Annotated in this window: 26 protein-coding genes and 2 pseudogenes; 23 read left to right on the top strand and 5 right to left on the bottom strand. The window is 42.0% G+C overall.

Annotated features, from left to right (window positions below; all coding sequences use genetic code 11):
• Positions 1-108 precede the first annotated feature (108 nt).
• From JCM19055_RS30355 to JCM19055_RS32240, 6 genes are all read left to right on the top strand, one after another.
• Positions 109-801 carry an ABC transporter ATP-binding protein gene (locus tag JCM19055_RS30355; protein WP_265182355.1) on the top strand — a complete coding sequence of 231 codons (693 nt, stop codon included), beginning with the start codon at positions 109-111 and terminating at the stop codon, positions 799-801.
• A complete protein-coding gene (locus JCM19055_RS30360) occupies positions 777-1,796 on the top strand; it encodes an ABC transporter ATP-binding protein (RefSeq protein ID WP_265182356.1) in 1,020 nt (339 codons plus the stop codon). Before JCM19055_RS30355 ends, JCM19055_RS30360 begins: the two co-directional genes overlap by 25 nt.
• A 16-nt stretch (positions 1,797-1,812) precedes the next feature.
• A complete protein-coding gene (locus JCM19055_RS18790; protein ID WP_265182361.1) occupies positions 1,813-2,646 on the top strand; it encodes a BadF/BadG/BcrA/BcrD ATPase family protein in 834 nt (277 codons plus the stop codon).
• Positions 2,647-2,949: 303 nt separating this feature from the next.
• Entirely contained in the window at positions 2,950-3,681 is a 732-nt protein-coding gene (sfsA, locus tag JCM19055_RS18795; RefSeq protein WP_152549977.1) for a DNA/RNA nuclease SfsA, read from the top strand.
• Entirely contained in the window at positions 3,678-3,944 is a 267-nt protein-coding gene (locus JCM19055_RS32235; protein ID WP_370543225.1) for a thioredoxin family protein, read from the top strand. Before sfsA ends, JCM19055_RS32235 begins: the two co-directional genes overlap by 4 nt.
• Positions 3,944-4,192: a thioredoxin family protein gene (locus JCM19055_RS32240; RefSeq protein WP_370543226.1), complete on the top strand. Its 249-nt coding sequence runs from the start codon at positions 3,944-3,946 to the stop codon at positions 4,190-4,192. Before JCM19055_RS32235 ends, JCM19055_RS32240 begins: the two co-directional genes overlap by 1 nt.
• Before the next feature lie 36 nt (positions 4,193-4,228).
• Here the strand turns inward: JCM19055_RS32240 and JCM19055_RS18805 are convergent, their stop codons facing one another.
• Genes JCM19055_RS18805 through JCM19055_RS18810 form a run of 3 tightly spaced genes read right to left on the bottom strand, consistent with a single transcriptional unit; the run spans position 4,229 to position 5,263 of the window.
• Entirely contained in the window at positions 4,229-4,684 is a 456-nt protein-coding gene (locus tag JCM19055_RS18805; protein ID WP_052366536.1) for a PIG-L family deacetylase, read from the bottom strand.
• Positions 4,674-4,904 (bottom strand): PIG-L family deacetylase, encoded by a 231-nt coding sequence (locus JCM19055_RS30365; RefSeq protein WP_052366537.1) that lies wholly within the window; start codon positions 4,902-4,904, stop codon positions 4,674-4,676. Before JCM19055_RS30365 ends, JCM19055_RS18805 begins: the two co-directional genes overlap by 11 nt.
• A gap of 17 nt (positions 4,905-4,921) precedes the next feature.
• Positions 4,922-5,263, bottom strand: coding sequence for a DUF1806 family protein (locus JCM19055_RS18810; protein ID WP_042360840.1), 342 nt, complete (start codon positions 5,261-5,263; stop codon positions 4,922-4,924).
• A gap of 120 nt (positions 5,264-5,383) precedes the next feature.
• On the opposite strand from JCM19055_RS18810, the gene JCM19055_RS18815 reads away from it, so the two are divergent.
• From JCM19055_RS18815 to JCM19055_RS30380, 7 genes are all read left to right on the top strand, one after another.
• Positions 5,384-6,016 carry an LD-carboxypeptidase gene (locus tag JCM19055_RS18815; RefSeq protein ID WP_370543227.1) on the top strand — a complete coding sequence of 211 codons (633 nt, stop codon included), beginning with the start codon at positions 5,384-5,386 and terminating at the stop codon, positions 6,014-6,016.
• Positions 5,950-6,303 carry a hypothetical protein gene (locus JCM19055_RS32245; protein ID WP_370543228.1) on the top strand — a complete coding sequence of 118 codons (354 nt, stop codon included), beginning with the start codon at positions 5,950-5,952 and terminating at the stop codon, positions 6,301-6,303. The genes JCM19055_RS18815 and JCM19055_RS32245 overlap by 67 nt, the downstream gene beginning before the upstream one ends.
• A gap of 229 nt (positions 6,304-6,532) precedes the next feature.
• Complete coding sequence (locus JCM19055_RS18820) at positions 6,533-6,730, top strand: cold shock domain-containing protein (RefSeq protein ID WP_042360841.1); 198 nt, start codon at positions 6,533-6,535, stop codon at positions 6,728-6,730.
• A 207-nt stretch (positions 6,731-6,937) separates the two neighbouring features.
• Positions 6,938-7,594 (top strand): DEAD/DEAH box helicase, encoded by a 657-nt coding sequence (locus JCM19055_RS30370; protein WP_265182358.1) that lies wholly within the window; start codon positions 6,938-6,940, stop codon positions 7,592-7,594.
• 71 nt (positions 7,595-7,665) lie between these two features.
• Positions 7,666-8,325 carry a C-terminal helicase domain-containing protein gene (locus tag JCM19055_RS30375; protein ID WP_265182363.1) on the top strand — a complete coding sequence of 220 codons (660 nt, stop codon included), beginning with the start codon at positions 7,666-7,668 and terminating at the stop codon, positions 8,323-8,325.
• Between the two features lie 240 nt (positions 8,326-8,565).
• On the top strand, positions 8,566-8,973 hold the full coding sequence (locus JCM19055_RS18835; protein ID WP_052366538.1) for a GNAT family N-acetyltransferase: 408 nt from the start codon (positions 8,566-8,568) through the stop codon (positions 8,971-8,973).
• On the top strand, positions 8,943-9,119 hold the full coding sequence (locus JCM19055_RS30380; RefSeq protein WP_265182359.1) for a GNAT family N-acetyltransferase: 177 nt from the start codon (positions 8,943-8,945) through the stop codon (positions 9,117-9,119). Before JCM19055_RS18835 ends, JCM19055_RS30380 begins: the two co-directional genes overlap by 31 nt.
• A gap of 52 nt (positions 9,120-9,171) precedes the next feature.
• Here the strand turns inward: JCM19055_RS30380 and JCM19055_RS18840 are convergent, their stop codons facing one another.
• On the bottom strand, positions 9,172-10,671 hold the full coding sequence (locus tag JCM19055_RS18840) for an NAD(P)/FAD-dependent oxidoreductase (protein WP_042360843.1): 1,500 nt from the start codon (positions 10,669-10,671) through the stop codon (positions 9,172-9,174).
• A complete protein-coding gene (locus JCM19055_RS24640; RefSeq protein WP_052366539.1) occupies positions 10,664-11,119 on the bottom strand; it encodes an isoprenylcysteine carboxylmethyltransferase family protein in 456 nt (151 codons plus the stop codon). Before JCM19055_RS24640 ends, JCM19055_RS18840 begins: the two co-directional genes overlap by 8 nt.
• A 292-nt stretch (positions 11,120-11,411) precedes the next feature.
• Here JCM19055_RS24640 and JCM19055_RS18850 point away from each other — a divergent pair.
• The 10 genes and pseudogenes from JCM19055_RS18850 (at position 11,412) to JCM19055_RS30385 (ending at position 22,499) form a co-directional block, all read left to right on the top strand.
• Positions 11,412-13,520: pseudogene (locus JCM19055_RS18850) on the top strand (ATP-dependent Clp protease ATP-binding subunit).
• Positions 13,521-13,631: 111 nt separating this feature from the next.
• Positions 13,632-14,462, top strand: a complete 831-nt coding sequence (locus JCM19055_RS18855) for a DegV family protein (protein ID WP_042360844.1) — start codon at positions 13,632-13,634, stop codon at positions 14,460-14,462.
• Positions 14,463-14,525: 63 nt separating this feature from the next.
• Positions 14,526-14,858, top strand: a complete 333-nt coding sequence (locus JCM19055_RS18860; protein WP_042360845.1) for a nucleoside triphosphate pyrophosphohydrolase — start codon at positions 14,526-14,528, stop codon at positions 14,856-14,858.
• Positions 14,859-15,045: 187 nt separating this feature from the next.
• A complete protein-coding gene (locus JCM19055_RS18865; RefSeq protein ID WP_052366540.1) occupies positions 15,046-15,642 on the top strand; it encodes a WxL domain-containing protein in 597 nt (198 codons plus the stop codon).
• Between the two features lie 69 nt (positions 15,643-15,711).
• Positions 15,712-16,671 carry a DUF916 and DUF3324 domain-containing protein gene (locus tag JCM19055_RS18870; protein WP_042360846.1) on the top strand — a complete coding sequence of 320 codons (960 nt, stop codon included), beginning with the start codon at positions 15,712-15,714 and terminating at the stop codon, positions 16,669-16,671.
• Positions 16,668-18,131 (top strand): hypothetical protein, encoded by a 1,464-nt coding sequence (locus tag JCM19055_RS18875; RefSeq protein ID WP_042360847.1) that lies wholly within the window; start codon positions 16,668-16,670, stop codon positions 18,129-18,131. Before JCM19055_RS18870 ends, JCM19055_RS18875 begins: the two co-directional genes overlap by 4 nt.
• 630 nt (positions 18,132-18,761) lie before the next feature.
• Positions 18,762-18,935, top strand: coding sequence for a hypothetical protein (locus JCM19055_RS27670; RefSeq protein ID WP_193745141.1), 174 nt, complete (start codon positions 18,762-18,764; stop codon positions 18,933-18,935).
• Positions 18,910-19,485, top strand: coding sequence for a signal peptidase I SipW (gene sipW / locus JCM19055_RS18880; RefSeq protein WP_042360848.1), 576 nt, complete (start codon positions 18,910-18,912; stop codon positions 19,483-19,485). The genes JCM19055_RS27670 and sipW overlap by 26 nt, the downstream gene beginning before the upstream one ends.
• Positions 19,486-19,548: 63 nt before the next feature.
• Positions 19,549-20,121: pseudogene (locus JCM19055_RS18885) on the top strand (TasA family protein); the annotation flags it as partial.
• A 68-nt stretch (positions 20,122-20,189) separates the two neighbouring features.
• Positions 20,190-22,499, top strand: coding sequence for a DUF2817 domain-containing protein (locus JCM19055_RS30385; RefSeq protein WP_052366541.1), 2,310 nt, complete (start codon positions 20,190-20,192; stop codon positions 22,497-22,499).
• The last annotated feature ends 261 nt before the right edge of the window (positions 22,500-22,760 follow it).

Here is a 22,760-nt window from a genome sequence, read left to right on the forward strand (position 1 = left end):
ATGTCACCCATTTAGATGACATGCTAAAAAAAGCATTCTGCCACGGATCAACCGAATGGAAAGAAGCCAAAAAACATCGGTCAGACGCTATGGCAGCTGTGGGAAACGATGCGCAAAGAGCGTCTTAAGCTCGTAATCGTGTTTGTACTCGTTGCAATGAGTGCACTACTTGCATTAGCGGGACCATTTATCGTAGGAATGAGCATTGATCGTTTTATTGCGACTGGGGAAGTTAATGGATTCGTATGGATGCTCGGGTTGTTACTAATCGTATATCTATTTCATTCACTCACCGTATGGCTGCAACAATTTGTCATGATTGGCATTTCACAACGAACCGTTTATCGATTGCGCTCTCAACTATTTGATCACCTTTTGCAGTTGCCGATTCGATTTTTTGATCGCTCTGAGCAAGGTGATCTCATGAGTCGAGTGAACAATGACATCGAGAACGTTAGCAATACGTTGAACTCATCGGTAATTCAAGTGTTTACGAGTGTGATTACACTTCTTGGAATAGTCATTGTCATGCTTTACTTAAGTCCAATTTTAACGCTCGTTGCCATGCTGGTCGTTCCGATGATGTTCTTTGGTATTCGATGGATTACGAAACGAACGCGAGTGTTATTTAAAGAACAACAATCTCATCTTGGCGAGCTGAATGGTTATAGTGAAGAGGCGATCTCCGCTCATTCAATTACGAAAATGTTCTCACAAGAAGATCAAATGATAGAGCGGTTTCAAGAGAAAAATGCAACACTTAGGGAAACTGGATTTTGGGCGCAAGTGTATTCTGGCTGATCCCTAAGTTTATGAATGCGTTAAACAGCTTTAGTTTTGCGATTATCGCCTTAGCAGGTGGTGTGTTAGCTGTTAATGGACTCGTCACTGTTGGTGTAATTGTAATTTTTGTAGAATATTCAAGGCAGTTTACACGTCCGTTAAACGATCTTGCTAACCAATTTAACCTTGTATTGTCAGCGATTGCAGGAGCTGAGCGGGTATTTAGTGTGCTTGAAGAAAAGAAGGAACAAGCAGATGAACAGGATGCAAAAGTCATCGATTGGGAAGTCCAAGGGAATGTTCAATTTCAAAATGTATCGTTTTCTTATGATACAACGCCGACTATTCAAGATGTTACGTACCATGTAAATGCAGGGCAAACGGTGGCTCTTGTCGGTAAGACGGGAGCAGGAAAAACGACGATGATGAATTTGTTGACTCGATTTTATGAACTTGATGAAGGGGAGATCCTTCTTGATGGCATTTCCATATCGACACTAACGAGAGACAGTTTACGAGAGAATATGGCAGTTGTTTTGCAAGATCCATTTTTATTTCATGAGACGGTATTGGAAAATGTTCGCTACAGTGTACCAGAAGCAACAAGGGAAGAGGTCATTGAAGCATGTAAATTAGCCAATGCCCATCCGTTTATCCGTGAGTTGTCTCAAGGATATGACACGTTGCTTGAAGATGGAAAAGGAATTAGCCAAGGCCAAAAACAATTGCTGTCCATCGCCAGAGCAATATTACGTAACCCTAAGTTATTGTTGCTTGATGAAGCCACAAGCAGTATCGATTCAGTAACAGAAATGCATTTGCAACGGGCATTGGATACGTTGATGCAAGGAAGAACGAGCTTTGTTATTGCCCATCGACTCAACACTGTGAAAAATGCTGATCAATTGTTCATCTTTGATGACGGTACAATTGTTGAGCATGGAAGTCATGAAGAACTGATTGATCAACGTGGGGTGTACTATGAACTTCACACAGCCCAACAGTTTGATTAAAGGGGAGATCTCGGTGATGAAGACTGTGATTGCAATTGATGGAGGCGGGACAAAAACGATTGCGGTGCTCGTGCACGAGCGTAGGGTTGTTGCTTACTCGAAAGTCGAGGGAACAAATCTCGCAAGCGTTGATACAAACAAAATCCAAGCGCTATTAAAACAAGCGATGAACGACTTAGAAACGCAGGATGAACAGGCATTTGCAAGTGTTTCCGCCGTATTTGCCGGAATGTCTGGTGGTGGAAGGGCGACTGAACAGCTGCGCGTGAAACGGTCATTACAACCATACGTAAGTGCAAATGCCAAAATCATCGTCGATAGCGATGTGTTATCAGCATTGTATAGTGGGACATTCGGAGAACGAGGAATCGTATCCATTGCTGGAACTGGTGCTGTTGTTTACGGGCTAAATGCTCGTGACGAGTATGCGCGAGTGGGTGGATGGGGTTATTTGTTTGAAGATGCAGGCAGTGGGTTTGAACTCGGGCGTCAAGCAATTCTTCGAAGCATGCACAATGACGATCAAAATCGTACGCGTACTCGTCTCGATCAAGCAGTGCTTCAGCATTACGACGTGAAAAATACGCAAGCGTTGATTCCGATCATTTATGAGAACGGTAAAGAACGGGAGCGAATTGCTTCATTTAGCCCAGTGTTATCACAATTAGCGTGTGCTGGCGATCTTGAAGCTAATGAGATCATTTCAAACGCTCGTGTGAAGCAAATTGACGCAATTAAACAGGTGAAATCACAGTTGTTTCAACAAGACGAGGCGTGTGTGGTCGTCCTTGCAGGTAGTGTTTATCAACAGCTGCATTTATGGAAACCATTCTTCGAAAAAAAGCCTTGATTTAGTAAAAGTGACTCGCCCGCAGTACCAACCTATTGCTGGTGCAATTGTTGCTTGTGATCTTGCTATGCAGCAAATGCGTACAAAAGAAGCGTATAAAAAGTTATTTGAAATGTTGCCGTAAGTCGTTTCCGTTCTATCACTAATGAAGAAGTGATACACTTGCACCAAAGAAATTCGTGGATTTGTTTTGATGAAATACCATTTCCCGGGGAATAATTCTTTTGTACTGTTTCTTAACGTTTAGTTAAAAACCGGTGTGAAAGTAAGCAATCGTGATGGAGAGTTCTGGAGGGTGTTATTGTGTTACAGCCTATGAAAGGTCAATTGGAACTAGCGATATTTGTAGAACGTCCAAACCGATTTATAATTATGGCGAGACGTTCAAATGGGGAGCACGTACGTGTACATCTTCCTGACCCTGGTAGGCTTCAAGGGATTCTCGAACCGGGTAGAGAGCTTTATTTACGTTTTCATGACAATCCAAACCGCAAAACGAACTGGTCGGCCGTTTTAGCGGAGCGAGAAGATCAACGTGGCTTTGTCGCACTTGAGACGACAAACGCGAATGCCCTTGCAAAGCTTGCTATCGAAAATCAGGTAATCCCATCACTTGAGACGTGGTCGATTGTTCGTCAAGAATATACGTATGGTGACTCAAGGTGGGATTTTCTTTTAGAAAACGGAAAAGAACAAGCTTTGTTAGAAGTCAAAAGTGTTACATATGGTATTGACGGAACGGGTTACTTTCCGGACGCAGTGACAAAGCGGGGCACAAAGCATGTTCAAGAATTGCAGCGAATTGCCAAGTCAACAAACTACAAAAGTATTGTATTATTCATTGCTCAGCGAGACGATCTTTCGTGTATTCGACCTGCTGAACACATTGATCCGCAATTTGCAAAAGCGTTGACTGATGCGTACGAAGATGTAACGATTGTTGGTTTGAAAACGAGACCAACAATAGAGGGATATGAGATACTTCATGAACTACCAGTTATATTTTCAACAGAGGGAAGTGAGGAAGAAAAATGACCTTAGAGCAATGGTTTGAAAAGGGAATGTCAATTGAGCGATACGTGAGTGAGATGGAAAAGAATAAAGAACATCTACACTACATTTATGAGCAGTTTAAGCTGCCAGAAGGGCAAGATCAGTTTGGGCAAAACCTTAGAGCAATTATTTTAACTGAAGATTGGTGCGGAGATGCGATGGTAAATGTGCCGATTCTTATGCATATTGCAGAGCATCACAATATCGAATTACGTGTGTTATTGCGTGATGAGACTTGGAGTTAATGGATCAATACTTAACAAACGGTACAGCTCGCTCGATTCCGATCTTTATCTTTATCGATGATGAAGGACATGAAGTTGCCAAGTGGGGACCAAGAGCACCAGAAGTACAAGAGCGCGTCAGTGCTCTTATGAGCAAATTGCCTGAGAAAACAGCACCAAACTATGATGAAGAATTCAAAAAAAGTAATCAAGACAATGACGACGATGTATCGAGAAGACGAGCAAATTTGGTCAGACGTCTATCATAGCATTCAGTCAACATTGCGATAAAAAAACAGAGCGAGTTATACTTCCTCGCTCTGCTTGTAAGTCCAAAATGTTTCGTAACGAATCCATGCTTCAGGGTCAGTTGCACCTTCTTTGAGTTTTTGCTTCGTAATGGCGTCAACTTCGAGTGCTTGCGATCGGTGCGCGCGAATGGCTTCTTTCTTCATCTCTAGATATGGAGAGATGTCGAAGACTACGTCAGGTTCACCGATATGTTGCTCAGCATCTGCTGTGATGGCTTTTGTTAGGAGTGTTGGCCTTTTAGAATGATCCATCATTTTGATTGCTTCGACGACAGCTTCGCCAGTTGCATCATGGTCGGGGTGAATACTAAGGCCAGGATAGAACGTAATTACCGTTGTTGGTTGATGTTCTTCAATAACGTTAAGCAAGTGGTTAGCCACTGTACTCGTCAGTTCAAATTCTAACGTTTTGTCACGATAGCCAAGGTGAATAAATTGGTCAACGCCCATGATACGTAAGGCATCTTCCAGTTCTTTTTTTTCGGATGTGTGGCAACGTCTCACGATTGGCAATCGGGGGCATCCCGAAGTTCCTGCCCATTTCACCGAGTGTTAAAGAGACTGCGCTAACATACGCGTCTTTTGTACGTTTATAGTGTTGAACCGTTCCGGCAGCTGAAAAAGTTTCATCATCAGGATGTGGGAAAATTAACATTACGTGTTCGGTCATCGTTTTTTTTCACGTCCTTACTCAAATGGTGTTGTGCTAAGTTGTAAAGCGATTTGCATTTTGCCATCATCGTCAAATCCATACATCAAAAGTGCTTCAGTAAAAGTATGATCACTATGCGTCAAACCATCAGCATAAAGCCATCCATCGCTCGTTTTTAAGCCGACGCGAAATGGAGAATCTCCAGTTACTTTCCCTTCAATTAACTTCGCTTTCGCATTTCGAACAAAGCCAGAAGCGGCTTTGCCATGACGATATGCAGCATAAGCGCCGTTCGTCATCTCAAAATGTACGTAGATGTCATGATTAAAATACTGTGATAAGTTTTCTTGAAGTTCGTCTTTGTTTATCTCAATCATCGTCTCATCCTTTCTCTTAATTTAGTGTAGCGTCTTTCTCTCTTTATGGAAAAGAATTTGCATAGGTCTGTCGTCTATTTCATATAGTGTACCCAACGACCAAACGGAACGTGAGGTGAGATGGTTGTAAGACCTGCAAGTTTACAAGCGAATGATACGGTTGGTATTGTCAGCTTAGGAAGTCCACTCGATCCGAATATTATAAATGAACGTATTCTCTATTTAGAAAGTCTTGGCTTCAATGTTCTTGTTGGAGAAAGTGTTTTTCGTTATACTGGGTTTTTATCTGGCAGCGATGAAGAACGTGCGAATGATTTTATGCGTATGATTGTTAATGAGCAAGTAAAGTGGATTTTGCCAGTTCGAGGTGGAGTCGGGGTAGCTGGGATCTTGCGATACTTAGATTGGGATTTGATTCGTCAGAACCCTAAAATCGTAACGGGCTATAGCGACATTACCGTACTGCTTAACGCGCTTTATCAGTTTGCCGACTTAGAAACGCTTCATTCCCTTATGTTAATTGATTTTAAATTGTCGACACCGGCGTTTAATTTCAATCAATTGTTCCGAGCAATTTCAAACACTCAAGTGCCTACACAATTGAAAACCCTAGACGTATGCTTCGGTATTCAATTGTTCCTGGTGTTGCTGAAGGGGAAATTGTTGGAGGGAATCTTACGTCGATCATTGGTACGCTTGCTACACCATATGAGATCGATACTACAGGTAAGCTATTTTTTATTGAGGAAGTAAATGAACCGGTCCATCGTGTATATCGACAATTGCTTCACTTAGAAGAAGCTGGAAAGTTCGACGATTGCGCTGGTGTGTTAATCGGACGATGTACGAACTGCCAAACGTCATATGGTGTAAATTATGAACAGTTATTAGAAGAATTCTTCTCATCAATTGGAAAACCAACGCTTGCGAATATCGCCTCAGGACATGGGCAATATAAGACGACAATTCCAATAGGTGCAGAAGCAATTATGGACAGCGAGAACGATGTGATTGAAACGATAAATCCAGTCGTTATCTAGTTTTTGGCACAAAATCTTTTTATACACCCTCTTGCTATTAAGATTTTACCGTGCTATACTCAGTTTGTCGAAAGTGATTGAATGTACGGTGTATTATTTTTTTTCGGCCTCTGCTATACAGTTTAGGACGCAAAAAGGTTCACCATCTTTTCAATTATTTTACACTAATTTTTTTTGTTCAAGAAGGAACGTACCTTTTTGAACCGCCTATTCAAAGGAGGCCACAAGCATGACTGGTAAAGTAAAATGGTTTAACGCTGAAAAAGGTTTCGGTTTTATCGAGCGTGAAGACGGAGACGACGTATTCGTACACTTCTCTGCGATCCAAGCAGAAGGTTTCAAGACTCTTGAAGAAGGTCAAGACGTTGAATTTGAAATCGTTGAAGGCGACCGCGGACCACAAGCTGCTAACGTAGTAGGTCTTTAAGAAGAGCTGAATACTCAGGAATAGAGGGGTATATTCCATATGGAATATACTCCTTTCTATTGTGCAAAAGTGAGCTAGACTTAGGTTTAGTGGAATTATCGTGATTAGGTTCGTTCCGTTTTTGGGATTGGAAGTCTTCGAGCGCTTTTGCATCATACATTCCTTAGAAGAAATAGAGAAAAGAGATGTAAAGGAGCATTTTTTTGAATGAAGTTTAATGAATTAGATTTGCCTCTTGAGTTACTCGAGAGCATTGAAAAAATGGGTTTCGAAGAAGCAACCCCAATCCAAGAACAAGTATTACCTGTAGCACGAGAAGGTCATGACGTTATTGGCCAAGCACAAACAGGAACAGGAAAAACAACAGCATTCGGTCTTCCAATGTTAGAGAAGATTGACATGGATAACCCGAACGTTCAAGCACTTGTCTTAGCACCGACTCGTGAGCTTGCAGTACAAGTTGCTGATGAGCTTACTCGTTTAGGGCGCAATAAAAAGGTGAAAACCGTTGCAGTTTATGGTGGAGCTGACATCAGCCGCCAAATCCGTGAACTAAAATCACGCCCACAAATTGTCGTTGCGACGCCTGGACGTTACATGGACCATACACGTCGTCGTACAATTCGTCCTGCTTCAATTGAGACAGTTGTCCTAGATGAGGCAGATGAAATGCTTAGCATGGGATTCGTCGAAGACATTGAAGCGATTCTTGAAGAGGTTCCAGATGAGCGTCAAACGTTGCTATTCTCAGCGACAATGCCAACTCGTCTTAAGAAAGTCTCTGATCGCTTTATGAAGGATCCTAAAACGGTTTCGGTTAAAGCGAAGACGTTAACGTTGATAACATCGAGCAATTTGCGGTAAAAGTACCAGAAAAGCACAAATTACTTGCTCTTACTCGTATTATTGAGCTTGAAGATCCAGAGCTTGCGATCATTTTCGGGCGTACAAAGCGTCGTGTTGATGAATTATCAGAAGCTCTTGAGCATCAAGGCTATGCAGCTGCGGGAATCCATGGTGACTTAAAGCAAGCACAGCGTACGAACGTTTTGCGTCGTTTTAAGCAAGGATCAGTGAAATTCCTCGTTGCAACAGACGTTGCGGCTCGTGGAATTGACGTATCGGGTGTTAGTCACGTCTTTAACTTTGACATTCCTCAAGAATCCGAAAGCTATGTTCACCGAATTGGACGAACAGGACGTGCGGGTCAATCTGGTAAAGCATACACATTTGCAGCACCGGTTGAGATGGATCATTTAAGTATGATTGAGCGTGAAACAAAAGGGAAAATCAAAACGATTGATCTTCCTTCGAAAGAAGAAGCAAGCGATGTACGTCAATCTCGTTTAGCTGATGAGCTTGTAAAAGTAATTCAGAGCAACGGGCAAGCGAATTTCGAAGCAACTGCCGAGAAATTACTACAATCGTATGATGCGAAAGACGTTGTAGCTGCAGCGCTTGCATCAATTCAAAACGACACGAAAGAACCAATGAAGACATTAACTGGTGAACGTCCTGTCGTTAACAAAAAGCGCTCAAAAGCGCCAAGTTCTAAGCATAAAAAAAGGTGGACGCCGTTTCTACGAAGATCGTGACGGTAGAAACCGTAATCGTCGTCGCTCTAGCGGTGGTGGCGGTGGAGGAAGTCGTGGACCACAATCGTCTGGTGGAAGACGCCAAGATCGTCGACGTCAACCTCGTTAAGAATGAATTAAGAAACGCTTGCTATCCTAGCAAGCGTTTTTTTTGTTTTGTTTTTCGACACAAAAGCCGGGCAGGAAAGTGTAGGTGATTGTCGAATTCGTTATTGAAGAGCATACGAAGGGGGATAAGGTATGGGTGCAATTCTAACTCAAACGACCCAAGCAAAGAATAGCCACAATATCATCATTCGAACAGCGACCGTAAAAGATGCAAAAGCAATTCTTGGATTCAATGAAGAGGTGTTAGCAGAAGCCCCTTACTTACTAACGACCCGTGAGGAATTTACTTTAACGTTAAAAGAAGAAGAGAAGTTTCTGTCGGATATGTATGATCACAAAAACAAATTGGCAATTGTTGCAGAGCTTGATGGTAAGGTTGTCGGTTTTCTCGATTTTCATGGAGGAGGTCGCAGGCGAAATCAACATGACGGTACTCTCGGAATGAGTGTACGTGAGCATTGGAGAAATCAAGCATTGGTGATTTACTTCTTCGTGCTCTGTTTGACTGGGTGGAACGACATGAAACGGTTGAGAAGGTAAGTTTAGAAGTGTTTTCTCAGAACATTGGCGCCATTCACCTCTACATTAAACAAGGGTTCGTTCAAGAAGGCCGCAAAGTGCATGCCATTAAACTAGATGACGGACAGTATATGGATCTCATTATCATGGGGCGCATCCTCAAATAACTTCGGGGTCAGTCCCCCATCGCTTTAAAGCATGGGGGACTGACCCCGAACGTTAGATGATGTGTTTTGAGCTTTTATTTGTTGTTTGTTGTGATTCAACGATGAGATCAGCGGTAAGTTGACCAGACAATGTAACCATCGGTACGCCTCCGCCGGGGTGTGTGGAACCTCCAACGAAATACAAGTTGTGGTAAGCGCTACTTTGACTTGGAATTTTAAAACCGCCGTTCGTCTTACGATTTGCCGTTACCCCGTATATGGAACCACCGACCGAACCGTAGAGATCGTGGAGGTCATTCGGTGTAAATGTATAGTCGAATTCAATACAATCCCGAAGCCCAGTTAAGCCGTTCCGTTCTAATTTGGAAAGCACAACATCGCGGTACGATCCGTATTGTTCTTGCCAATTTTCATTATCGTTTAATGGAGGCACATGTGTGAGAATGAAAAAGTTCGCTTTCCCTTCTGGTGCTTGTGTTGGATCGCTTTTTGAAGAGATGCCAATGTACACTGTCGGATCATCTGCTGGACGTTTTTCTTCATAGATCTGTTTGAACTCAAGTTCAGGATCTTTTGAGAAAAAGAAATTGTGGTGTGCAAGCTGTTCATAATCTCGATTTATGCCGAGTAATAAGACGAGTCCAGAGACGGTCGGTTCATATTTGTGAATGAGTGGTTTGTTCGTATGTTCAGGCAACAAATCAGCATAAGTAGAAACAACTTCACGGTTTGAGACGACATAATCACTTTTGAACGTTTGACCAGATGCTAACTCAACACCAGTAACCATGCCTTTCTCGTTTACGATTTTCGTAACCTTTGTCTCCGTCTTAATCGTAACCCCTAGTTTTGTTAATACTTGTTCCATCGCTTTTACGATGTTGTATAATCCACCCTCAACATAATAAATACCAAGTCCAAATTGAACGTGAGCAAGTTGAGACATCACGGCTGGTGCTTGATAGGGAGAGGATCCTACATACATGACGAGAAAGTTTAACAATTGTTGAAGGTGAGGATCTTCAATGTAACGCTTCGTTCCTGATGCCATACTTTTTAATGGATCAAGCTTTAACAGCTCTGGCAGTGTGTGATAACTTCGTAATTCCGTTAACCCGGTCAAGCTTCGCTTATAAAAACTTTTCATGCATAGCTCGTACATCTTTGAGCTGTAATTCATATATTGCAAAAATCCTTGCGCATCTGCTTTTGAAATGCGCTCAATTTCTTTTAACATTGTCGGTAAATCACCATGTAAATCAATCGTTTCTCCGTCTTCGAAAAACGTTCGCCATTGAGGTTCTACACGAGTAAGCGTTACATAATCGTGCAAGTTCTCGCCTGCACGTTCAAATAGTTGTTCTAAAACCCAAGGCATCGTCAAAATTGAAGGCCCCGTATCAAACGAAAACCCTTCTCCTTCGCGTACATTGCACTTCCCACCAATGCGCTCGTTTTGCTCAAGAACAGTTACATCAAAGCCTTCAGAAGCGAGGCTAATTGCAGCGGAGAGACCGCCTAATCCCCCTCCAACAATCGTTACGCTAGTCATCGATATCACTCCTAATTTTTAATAAATCCAAGGGAACACTACCCAGCGTTTTTTTCTTCCACTGGTCGTACCTTCCTTTTAATGTAAGGTGAAGCGCAGATTCTTCTTTTCGAATTCTTACCCATAAAGCAAATGGAAATAGACTAACTGACATCATCATTGCAATGGGTGATTGCATAAACAGAGCGAAGCCGAACACGATTAATGCTAGACCAACGTATAAAGGGTGCCGCAGTAACTGATACGGTCCTTTGGATGACAGAACCATATCTTGCTTTGCATCGATCCCTCGTGTGAAAGCATTTCCTAGACTTTTTATGGACCAGTAGCGTAAAAAAATACCAAAACCAAACAATACGACACCGAGTAGTTGAATAAAGTAAAAGTCAAAGCCAAAGCTGTTGGCGGTAAAGCTTGCGGTCGCAACGATGACGATGACGGCAAACAAGATAAAATAAAAACTACTGTCCTTCTTGGCGGTTTGTTGCTCTTTTTTTTATAAAAACTCCGCAATCCAAATGAAACAAAGACCGTAAAAAAGCAAGTGAAGCAACAAAGTCACACCTCCCATATGGCATAGTGTTCCCAAACTGGAAAAACGATCCTCAAAAAAAATTTTAACGAAACACTTGAAAGTCAAAGATAGTCAAACTATAATGGAGTTAAGAAAGGTTAAATATAGTCAAAGTCAAAACAACAACAATAAAAACCGTTAAGAAAGAACGAGGAGGAAAACCATGATGAACTGTACTCATTGTCAAACGAACCAAGCTCGTATTCAAATACGCTTTCGAATGAACGGACATCAACACCAGATGCACTTATGTGAGACGTGTTATAAAGAGATCCAGAATCAAATGCACCAACCATCAGGTTTTGCTGCAAGTTCTCCATACAATGCAATGAATGGTCAAAGCTCGAAGCAGCAATACACGATGACTACCGATGAAATGAATTCAGGTGGAATTCTAGATGAATTAGGCAAAAACTTAACTGCGGATGCGAATAACGGAACAATTGATCCGGTGATCGGACGAGATGCAGAAGTTGAACGTGTCATTGAGACATTAAACCGCCGTAACAAAAACAACCCAGTCTTAATCGGTGAACCTGGTGTTGGTAAGACGGCTATTGCTGAAGGGCTTGCACGTAAAATTGTCCAAGGTGAAGTCCCAAAGAAATTAAAGAACAAGCAAATTTACTTGTTGGATGTGACTTCTCTTGTAGCTGGAACGGGTGTTAGAGGTCAGTTTGAAGAGAGAATGAAGCAACTAATCGAAGAAATGAAGCAGCGCGACGATGTCATTTTATTTATCGATGAGATTCATCAGATTGTCGGTGCTGGCTCTGCCGAAGGATCATCAGATGCAGGCAACATCATGAAACCAGCGCTCGCACGTGGTGAGCTTCAACTTATTGGTGCAACAACATTAAACGAATACCGCAAAATCGAAAAGGACGCAGCTCTTGAACGACGCTTCCAACCAGTGATGGTCGATGAACCTTCAACTGAAGATGCGCAAAAGATCTTACTCGGTTTAAAACCGTACTATGAGAAGTATCATGAAGTTGAATATAGCGATAAAGCGATAGAAGCTGCGGTGCAATTATCAAATCGCTACATTCAGGATCGTTTCTTACCAGATAAAGCGATTGACTTAATGGATGAAGCGGGCGCAAAAATGAACTTGCACATTTCTGAGAGCACGATCGACGAAATTCAAGAACGGCTTGATGTCATTCAACAAGAAAAAGCTGACGCAGCAAGTAAAGAAGAGTATGAACGAGCAGCACAACTTCGTACTGAAGAACTGCAACTACGAGAAAAACAACAAGCAACGAAACAAGACAATAAAGATAACGTCATCCACGTTGCAGCAATCGAAGCACTCGTTGAAGCAAAGACAGGAATTCCAGTCCGTCGCTTGCAAGAAGATGAACAACAAAAAAATGCGCAACTTACCAGAACGATTAGATCAATCAGTGATCGGGCAAGAAGAAGCCGTCAATAAAGTTACGAAAGCCATTCGTAGAAACCGTACAGGGTTACGTCGTGGCAATCGTCCGATTGGTTCATTCTTATTCGTTGGACCGACCGGTGTCGGTAAAACAGAATTGACGAAGCAACTTGCTGTAGAATTGTTCGGTGACAAAGATGCGATGATTCGCTTTGATATGAGTGAGTATATGGAGAAGCACTCTGCGTCTAAATTGATCGGTTCACCGCCTGGTTATGTCGGTCATGAAGATGCAGGCCAGTTAACAGAGCAAGTACGAAGAAAGCCGTATAGTATTATTTTGCTAGATGAAATTGAAAAAGCACATCCAGACATTCAGCATATGTTCTTGCAAATTATGGAGGACGGTCGTTTAACGGATTCTCAAGGTCGTACAGTAAGCTTCAAAGATACCGTCATCATTATGACGTCAAATGCCGGCAGCTCAGTTAAAAAAAGCAACGGTCGGATTTGGAGCTAGTGAAGACGATCAAAAGCAAGTTACACAAGGCTTGCAAGATTATTTTAGACCAGAATTTCTTAACCGCTTTGATGCCATTGTTCAATTCAATGCGTTGACGAAGGAACATTTGCTATCGATTGTAGATCTTATGCTTACCGATTTAACGGAAGTGGCTAACGAGCGAAAAGTTACGCTTACGGTTGATCAAAAAGCAAAAGAAAAAAATCGTAGAATTAGGTTATGACCCTGCCTTTGGTGCACGCCCACTACGCAGAATTATTGAAGAGCACGTTGAAGATGGAATTAGCGATGCCATGCTTGAAAATGAACACGCAAATGCAATGCAAGTGACAGTAATTAATGATCAAATTGTCGTCCAAGCTTCCTAATGTTGGAAGAGCCCGAGATTTCTCGGGCTTTTTTTCTATTTATAGTTCCGAAATCACCGATGGACTGGTACACTAAGGAAAGCAGGTACATCATAAAGAGGTGAACGTAGGATGGACAAGATTAAGATTGTGACCGACTCGACGACAGATCTCCCCGAGGAGGTTCTTGAACATCATCAAGTCACGGTCGTCCCCTTGACGATTTTAATAGATAACAATAGTTACAAAGATGGCGTTGACTTGAATCCAGATCGTTTTTTTAGAATGATGAGAGAAGCAGAAGAATTACCAAAAACGTCTCAACCCTCTCTTGGGGAACTTATTGAAACGTATGAGGAATTAGGCAAGGATGGTAGCCAAATTTTATCCATTCATATGACTTCAGGAATGAGTGGGACGTATAAAGCAGCAAGTATTGCTGCAGAACAAGCAGACGCAGACGTAACGGTTGTAGACTCTACGTTTATTGCTAATGCCTTAGGGTTCCAAGTCATTGAAGCAGCAACGATGGCAAGTGAAGGCAAGAGTATGGACGAGATTCTAGAGCGTTTAGATCACGTGCGTAAGAACTCGAAGATTTTCGTCGTTGTGAGTACACTTGAGAACTTATTAAAGGGTGGGCGCATCGGTCGTGGGAAAGCATTTATCGGCTCGCTGCTCAAGTTGAAACCGATAGCGGCCCTAGAAGACGGTGTCTACACACCGGTCACGAAAGTGCGAACACAAAATCAAGTCGTTCAAACATTAATGAATCACTTCAAACAAGACACTGAAGGTAAAATAGTCAAAGGCGTGAGTATTTCGCACGCAAACGGCTTGGAACTTGCTCATAAGCTTCGTGAGAAATTAAGTGAACACAAAGTGTCGATCCAATCAACAACACCTGTCATCAGTACACACACAGGTGAAGGAGCCATTGGTTTTATGTATTATACAGATTGAGGTTGAGCTCGGTACTTGGTGCCGGGCTTTTTTTGTTACTATTCTTTATTGGAGGGGAGCTACGTGACAATTTATAATAAGTTAGTCCGTGATCGTATTCCTGAAATTATTGAAAAACAAGGCAAATCATGTTCAACTCGAATTTTGTCGTTAGAAGATTACAAAAATAAATCACGAGAAAAATTACAAGAAGAAGTTAAGGAGTATTTAGACACAACTAGTGAGGATCAAGCTGTGGAAGAGTTAAGTGATGTGTTAGAAGTTGTCTATTCATTAGCAAAGATGCATGGGGTAACGTTTTCCGACATTGAGAAGGTTCGCATAAAAAAAGGAGAAGAAAGAGGAGGGTTTACCGAAAGAGTGTTGTTAGAAGAAGTGTTTAACAGTAAAGTCTAATGTAATAATAAGACGCAAAAAGAAAGCATCACTCAAGTCGGGTGATGTTTTCTTTTTATGATACTAATTGAACTGTAATCTCTAGGAAAAAGGTTTTGTTAGTTAGCTTGGTTTCTGGCATTTTTAATTGCGATCGTTAATATACTCAGTGAGTAAAGTCTAGTATTTTCATTGAGGAGGCGTTGGAGTGTCAAAGAAATTGTGGCTTAGCTTGGTGGGTATTGGTGTGATCTCAAGTGGATTTATCGTGTCAGATGTAGGGGCAGAAGGGAGAGAGGGGACGACTGAAGTTCAAGTAAACTTTGTACGTGATGGAGACCCCGGGGATCCTGATGGGGCGCTTCGCTTTGAACAAGTATTAGAAGATTTTAGCTTCGGTGAGCAGTCGATCTCTTCATCTTCTCAAACATATACGGTAACAGACGGTATTGAACGTTTCGTAGAAGTGACAGACAACCGAGGAACTGGTGCGGGATGGGACGTGCACGTACGTGCTCCACAATTAGCATCAGAAAATGCTGAATTAACAGGTGCTGAGCTTTTGCTAACGCCTTCATCAATCTCATCTGATTCATCAAACGTCTCTAACCCTCCTTCACTCTCTGGAACGATTCGGGTGACGGATGCTGCACAATCAATCATAAGTGCAGGAGTAAATGAAGGGTTAGGAACTTGGGAAACAAACTTCTTACCTACAAACCTGGAGCTTGTTGTGCCACCAGGAACGGCTCGAGTGGATGACTATTCGACGACAATTACGTGGATGCTTTTAAGTACACCTTAACGATGGGGCTGCATGAGCAGCCCTTATTGTCACGATGAATAGAATGATGAACAGTGTGAGGTGTATGAAGTGAAGTATTGTTATGCTGTGATTGTTAGTGTGCTCATGTTTGTAGTTTATTCTGATACGATGTATGCAAATGAGCCGTCATTTACGGTTACACCACTATTTCCAGAAGAACAAATCGATGGAAACGAGTCTTATTATGAACTGCAACTAGATCCTACTGAGTCCACGGATTTTGAAGTTGTTCTTCACAATCTGAGTTCAAATGAAGTTACAGTAAACGCTTCGCTGTTTCCTGCTGTGACAAATGAGCACTTTGTGATTGATTACATTGAGGCGGAGAGTGAAATTACGAATTTCATCGGTGTAGAGCCGAGTGTTACTCTTGGCCCTCACGAAGTGAAGACAATCGATGTCGCCGTACAAGTTCCCGATCAAGCTTTTGACGGGATTTTACTCGGAGGTTTGTATTTTGAAGAAGCCTACGATGAAAACATAACAAATGGTGGCATTTCAAATGAATACGCGTATCTCATTGGTTTACAACTGACGAATGATCATGAACAACATGGAGCAATTGAACCAGAATTAAGTTTTATCGATGTCGAACCGATTACGCATGAGAATAGACCACGTATTAACGTATCATTTCAAAATGATACTGCAATTATTATAGATGACTTGACGGTTGTAACTGAAATATTTACAGATGAAGGTGAACGGATTGCGTCACATGAAAAAGTAGATGGTCGAATGGCACCGCGTTCGGCGGTCACGTATGGGGTAGAACTGTCTGAAGTTTTAAAGCCAGGCACCTATATTGCAAACGTTACGGCGACAAACGACGTCGACGAATGGGTGTGGGAAGAGGAATTTACGATTGAGGAGGAAGATTTTGCTGAAGCGGAAATGATTGAAGAAGAATCGACAGGATCTTTCCCTTATTGGATGATGATCATGATGGTCATTGCGATTCTTTTCGTGCCAATTGCATTCATTTTAGGTCGACGTGGTCGTTCATGAAAGTATTCATTCAAAGTTTAAGTCTCATTCTATTGTTGTCCATTCAACCTTACGTAGAGGGAACTGAACTCGAAGATTGTGAAGTGGACGATGAAGACTACGTATGTGAGGAACTTGAAGAAGAAGAGATTCACGAAGAAATTGAAGAAAACGAAGAACAAGAAGACATAGTCGATCAGATTGATGAATCGTTACCTGCTGAGAATCGTGATCATGATGAAGGTGAAGAGTCAATTGATCACACGGAGAATCCAGAAGAAACCATTGAAAAAGAAGATGAAGCACCAGCTGAAGATGAGATCGAACAAGAAGAGAATGTACCCGAAGAGGACGAAGAACCATTAGTAGAACGAGAAGTCATAGAGCAAGAAGTCTTGTATGAAACGATGAATGTGAGAAACTCATCACTTTCATTGACGCATACACCGATGGGAGATTATACTTTTTCAGCTGGAACATTGCGTTTAGAAACGAAGAACACAGCTTATTTTTATGGGATCCTCAATTTAGTAGCTAGCAATGAATTTAAAATCGACATCCAATTGCCAGCTGAGATTCCAGTTGAACAATTTGCACAATCGATAACGAGTGCTAGCATCCAAATGGGGTCAAGGTCTCGTCAGATTAATAAAAATGATTTTATTGTCGTACAAGGTCAAAATAAAATCACGCTTAATACGCAGTATAGTTCAAACATTTTTGAATGGCTTTTGAACATTATTGGACTAATTGGAAGGGACCGAGAAGTAACATTAAGGATTGATGCAGACCTTAAAGCGATGAACTTTGAAGATGGTTTATTGCCTCCTCATCCAAATAAAGCATTGCCATTCTCAAGTACGTTTACGTTAGATCGTGGTGGTGTTCCTGGTGTTTCCCACCGAACATTGCAAACGTGGAACTCTGAAATTGTGTTTCATAATCATGATGGCAGTTCATTGCCATTAGAAAATGGTCTACCCGTAATTGAACTACCGTTTAATAATGACGGTGAACCTTTTCAATTTCTTGATTATGTTTCGGTGAGGAATGTGTTTACTGGTGAGTTGAGTAACAATGCTCAATTTATCGCAACGCGTAATGATGTTGTCGATCAAGATCACCTGCAAAGGCCAGGTGATTATAGTTTAAAAGTAGGTGGTACGGATCAAAGTGGGACATCTTTACGTGTAAAAGAAGCAATCGTGCGTGTACAACCAGGCAATGTCTATTTTGAGAATGTACCAACGGCATTCAACTTTGGGAGCGTTCCTGTAAACGATCAATCGACCATTCACACTCGTCAACAAGGGCATAGTCATTTGAACGTTGTAGATGAAACCGGTGAGCATTCACCTAGTTGGCGTGTTCATGCGGCACTCGAAAAGCCTCTCACCTCGATGCTTCATTCAGAAGTGGTGCTACCAGAAGCGATTGTGTTCGTTAATAAGAACAAGGAAAAAAACGGTCTTATCAAATAGCTCCATTCTCGTTTACAAACCAACGCATAATGGGGTGGAGCATCCAATTCAATGGCAGATCGATGAAGGCGTACTTCTACAAACAGCCCCTCATCAAAGAGTTGGATCATTTGAAGGATCTGTCCGTTGGACGTTAGTAAATGCACCTTAACGACACGACTTACATAGACCAGTTCAGTGGAAGTCGTGTTGAGGTACTTCATAACGTGTGTATTCAAGAAAAACTGCGAAATCGATTGTGCTTAATCGACCAATTTCGTAGTTTTTTGCTGTTTGTGACTACAGGACTTATGGATGAACTTCTCGATAGTTAGTCATTACGGTGCATAAACGTTAATGTATCAATGGTTGTAAAAATGAAAATGATTTCATCGTTAATATCGAAAGTATAGCCTCAGTATAAATGGATATATTTGGGTTTTATGAACTTCAATAGTCGGTATATGACATTTGATCATCATTCATAAATCTAGGTTCTTGTGCTCGTTTTTTTCGCTAAATTCGAAGACGTGTTGTATAAGAGCGGTAGTCATTGACTATTCGGATTAACCACACAATGTTAAGATTTTTGTAAAAAGAAAGAACATTTTGTATTAATATGATTATTTTCTGTATTTCAGGAGTGAGCAGATGAAAAGAGTGAAGCTTCTCGTCTACATAGGTTTCAGCTACTTCCTGTTGATATTCATCGCACTACATTCAACACCTACAGAAGCGATGTTTGTCGACCTCGAGCAAGTAAATGGAACGGTCACAGTCGAAAATTGGAGTGAAAGCGATGAAAAAAGTAACCTCGATTCTTAGTGGAGCGTTAACCACATTGCTCACCATCATCTTACTCGTCACAGTTGCGGCGGTCGTAACGACCCAAGTCACTGATGGTGAGCCGAGTCTATTCGGATATCAAATTAAAACGGTATTGTCAGGCTCAATGGAGCCAGGCATTGATACAGGTTCCGTTATTCTCGTTCGGGCGGTCGATGAACCAGGAGTATACCAAGTTGGCGATGTTGTTACGTTTCAAACGTATGAAGGTCCACTCGTCACTCACCGTATTCACGAAGTCGTTGACGGTGGTCAAAGTTACATAACAAAAGGGGACAACAACCCTCTTCCGGATACACAAGTACTCGAGCCGTCGATGGTTGTTGGTGAATATACTGGCATGACGATTCCATACTTAGGGCATGTGTTTTCATTTGTGTCATCCGATGTTGGTGTAATTTTCTTGTTCATAATTCCTGGCATTCTACTCGTTCTTTACTCGCTGTATACGATTGTACAAGCGTTACGTGAAGTTGATCGATTGAGTAAAGAACAACAACAAACGGTGTCATCGTCCCAACAAGAATAGTTGTTGGGCGTTGCATAATATAACTCACTTTAGGAGGAATGGTCATGAGTAACAACAATGTAAAAAAAGCAACTCGGGTTAGGTGTTGCAACTGCGGCACTAGGACTTACGCTAATTGGAGGGGGAACGTATGCCTACTTTAGCGACAGCGTGACGACGAATAATACGTTTGCAGCTGGTACGTTGGATTTAAGTGCTAGTCCAAACCAGATTATTGAAGTAGACAACATCAAGCCTGGCGACTCCTTTATTGAAGATTTTGAGCTTGTGAATGATGGTAGTTTAGACATCGGTTCTGTGACAATTGATACGAATTACCGTGTCATTGACGTAAAAGGTGATAACACCGATGATTTCGGAGATTTCATTGAAGTTGAGTTTCTCTATAACGTCAATAATTTTGATGAAGTCATCTACGAGACGACGTTAAGTGAGCTTCAAGATATGTCTCCAGAAGCGGTCAACCAGAACATCTTTTATCCAGAGCTTGGTGATCGTGGATTGCCTGTAGGTGAAAGTCATGATCTCGTTGTGCAGTTTAACTTTAAAGGTGATGTGGACGCTGATTTGAACCAATTCCAAGGTGATTCTCTGCAACTGGATTGGACGTTCATTGCAACACAAGATATCGAATAGCTGAAATTTTGATTTAATCTTATTCTTTTTAATTTTTTTTAAATAAAACAATCTATCGGGAGGTTTTTATGAGTCGAAGCAAATATATTCAAAAACGTTCCTGGCTTGCATTAGGCGCTCTGCTGTTTGCAACGAGCTCTATTCAAGTCGCCTCAGCTGATGAAGGCTCTGCTACTTTGGCACCCCCATCGACAGGCTTTGAAGATCGTAATCAAGAACAATGGTCTACGTTTGATGAAGAAATTAATTTTCTGAATGAGTTGTCTGAATCAGATCTTGCTTCTTATTCAGAAGTTGGACAAACGGTTGAAGGAAGACCTATTCATCTCGTACGAATTGGTGATCAATCGTTAACGGATGAAGAAGTAGCAGAAGGTCGCAATATGCTCGTTGTTGCTACACAGCACGGAAACGAACCAGCAGGACGAGAGATGGCATTGCAATTTATGAGAGATCTCGCGTTTACTGACGATGAGGGAATTCTTGAGCAACTTGAAGAATCCACTGTACTCTTTGTGCCAACAGCAAATCCAGACGGATTTATTCGTGATCAACGAGCAAACGCCAACAATGTTGATATGAACCGAGACCATCTCGTGCTTGAACAACCTGAAACGAGAGCACTTGCAGGAGTGCTAGATACGTATCAACCAGACTTAACGGTCGATGCCCATGAGCGACCAAGAGCATACGGTAACCCAGACATTGAATTTTTATGGCCAAGAAACTTGAACATTGATGAAGACATTCGGGCTTTAAGTGAATCGCTCGTTGAAGACGTACTTATTGATGATATTGCAGAACAAGGCTTCACAACTGGGATTTATGGAACGCCTGGTGGAGCTGGAAATGGTGACGAGCGAATTTCTAGAAACATGCTCGGCTTACGTCATGGCTTAGGCTTGTTAACGGAAACGGCAGGAATGCAAGAACCAGTAAAACGAGTCGATGCACAGATGGCAACCATTGAAGCAACGTTTGATTTTTACACAGAACAGTTTGAAGAGATTGGTGAAGCTGTTCAAGCTGCGCCAGAAAAACGAGCGCAAGATGGAGCGACAGGTGCCACTCCTTTTTACTTCGATGGAGCGGACAACTGGGATCCAACCATTGTGCAAGACCCTCACTACTGTGGATACCTATTGCATGAACAACAAGTAGATGAACTTGGACATATCGTAGACGCCTTTTCCCTTGAGACTGAAAAGGTAAGTACGTACGGCACGTTCGTTTCAATGGGACAACCGATGATGACGGTCATTCCAAAGCTTATGGATTCAGATGCGTTGTATAACGAAGTGAACGCATTGCCTCTTTCATCTTGTGAGCAACCGCGAGTAACAGCAAGTCATTTAAATGATTTTGTAGACATTTTAGATGAAGATGGAGCCTTCTCTACGACGGCCATTCATCGTGCGCTTGATCTTCATACAACAACTCTCGCACACTTTGAAAATCGTGGACAAGAAGATCGTCTTTTAGAACATACGCGAGGATTCCAAGCGTTGTTAAACCGTTATCAAGATCAAATGACTGATGAAGCGTACTCCATGCTTTATACATTTGCATATGATTTAATGGACTATTATGAACTCGTATTTGATGTAGATCGTGCGATGGGTCACATTTCGCACTTAAGTGAAACAATTGGGCCGAGAGTAGCAGGCGCAGATTCAGAGCGTGAAGCAGCGGCATACATCGAAAGAGAGTTTGAACGACTAGGTTATGAAACAGAACAACATCTCTTTGATATTCGTAATGGACAAGCTGAGTCTCAAAACGTTATAGCAGTTAAAGAAGCAGACGGTGTTGAAAACCCTGAAATTGTTTACGTAACTGCGCACTATGACAGCGTAAGCGTCTCCCCGGGAGCAAACGACAATGCTTCAGGAACAGCAGCCATTATTGAATTAGCACGAGTTTTACAAGATGTACCAAGTGACAAAGAAGTACGCTTTATCGCCTTTGGAGCAGAAGAAATCGGATTAGTAGGAGCCCGTGAGTACGTCGCACAATTATCTGAAGAAGAGATTGAGCGCAGTGCTGCAAACTATAATCTTGACATGATTGCGACAGACTATGAAGATGCTTCTCAAATGCACATTACGACCGTAGACGGTGAAGAAAATGCAGTTTGGGACTCTTCTGTTCATTCAGCTGAAGTATTAGGCTATGATCACAACGATTATACACTTCATCGAATGGGACGCTCAGATCATGTTCCGTTCCATGACGCTGGAATTGATGCCGCACTTTACATCTGGATGGAGCCAGGCACACCTCCAGGAGCCGCAAGACCTGAGCCTTGGTATCACACACCAGAAGACACAATTGACCGAATCAGCAGAGCGCTTGCAATGGGTAGGAGATCTCATTGATGTCGCTGTCACAGACCTTATTTCTCAAGAAGACATTGAAGCAGCAGAAGACGCAGCATAAGTAAAATAACCGAAACCGCCCCCTTGTTTCATGAAGGCATAACTCGTGATGAGTTATGCCTTTTTTTGGTGTGAATATAGCATTCGACATGGTGCAAGAGAGCGGTAGCGTGGTGCAAGAGCAGGGTGGTGTGTAGCAAGAGCGAGGTGGCGTGTAGCAAGAGTAGGGAATCACGGTGCAAGAGAGAGGAAGCGCGGTGC

The sequence above is a fragment of the Geomicrobium sp. JCM 19055 genome, from assembly GCF_000698185.1.
Taxonomy (GTDB): domain Bacteria; phylum Bacillota; class Bacilli; order Bacillales; family Marinococcaceae; genus Geomicrobium_A; species Geomicrobium_A sediminis.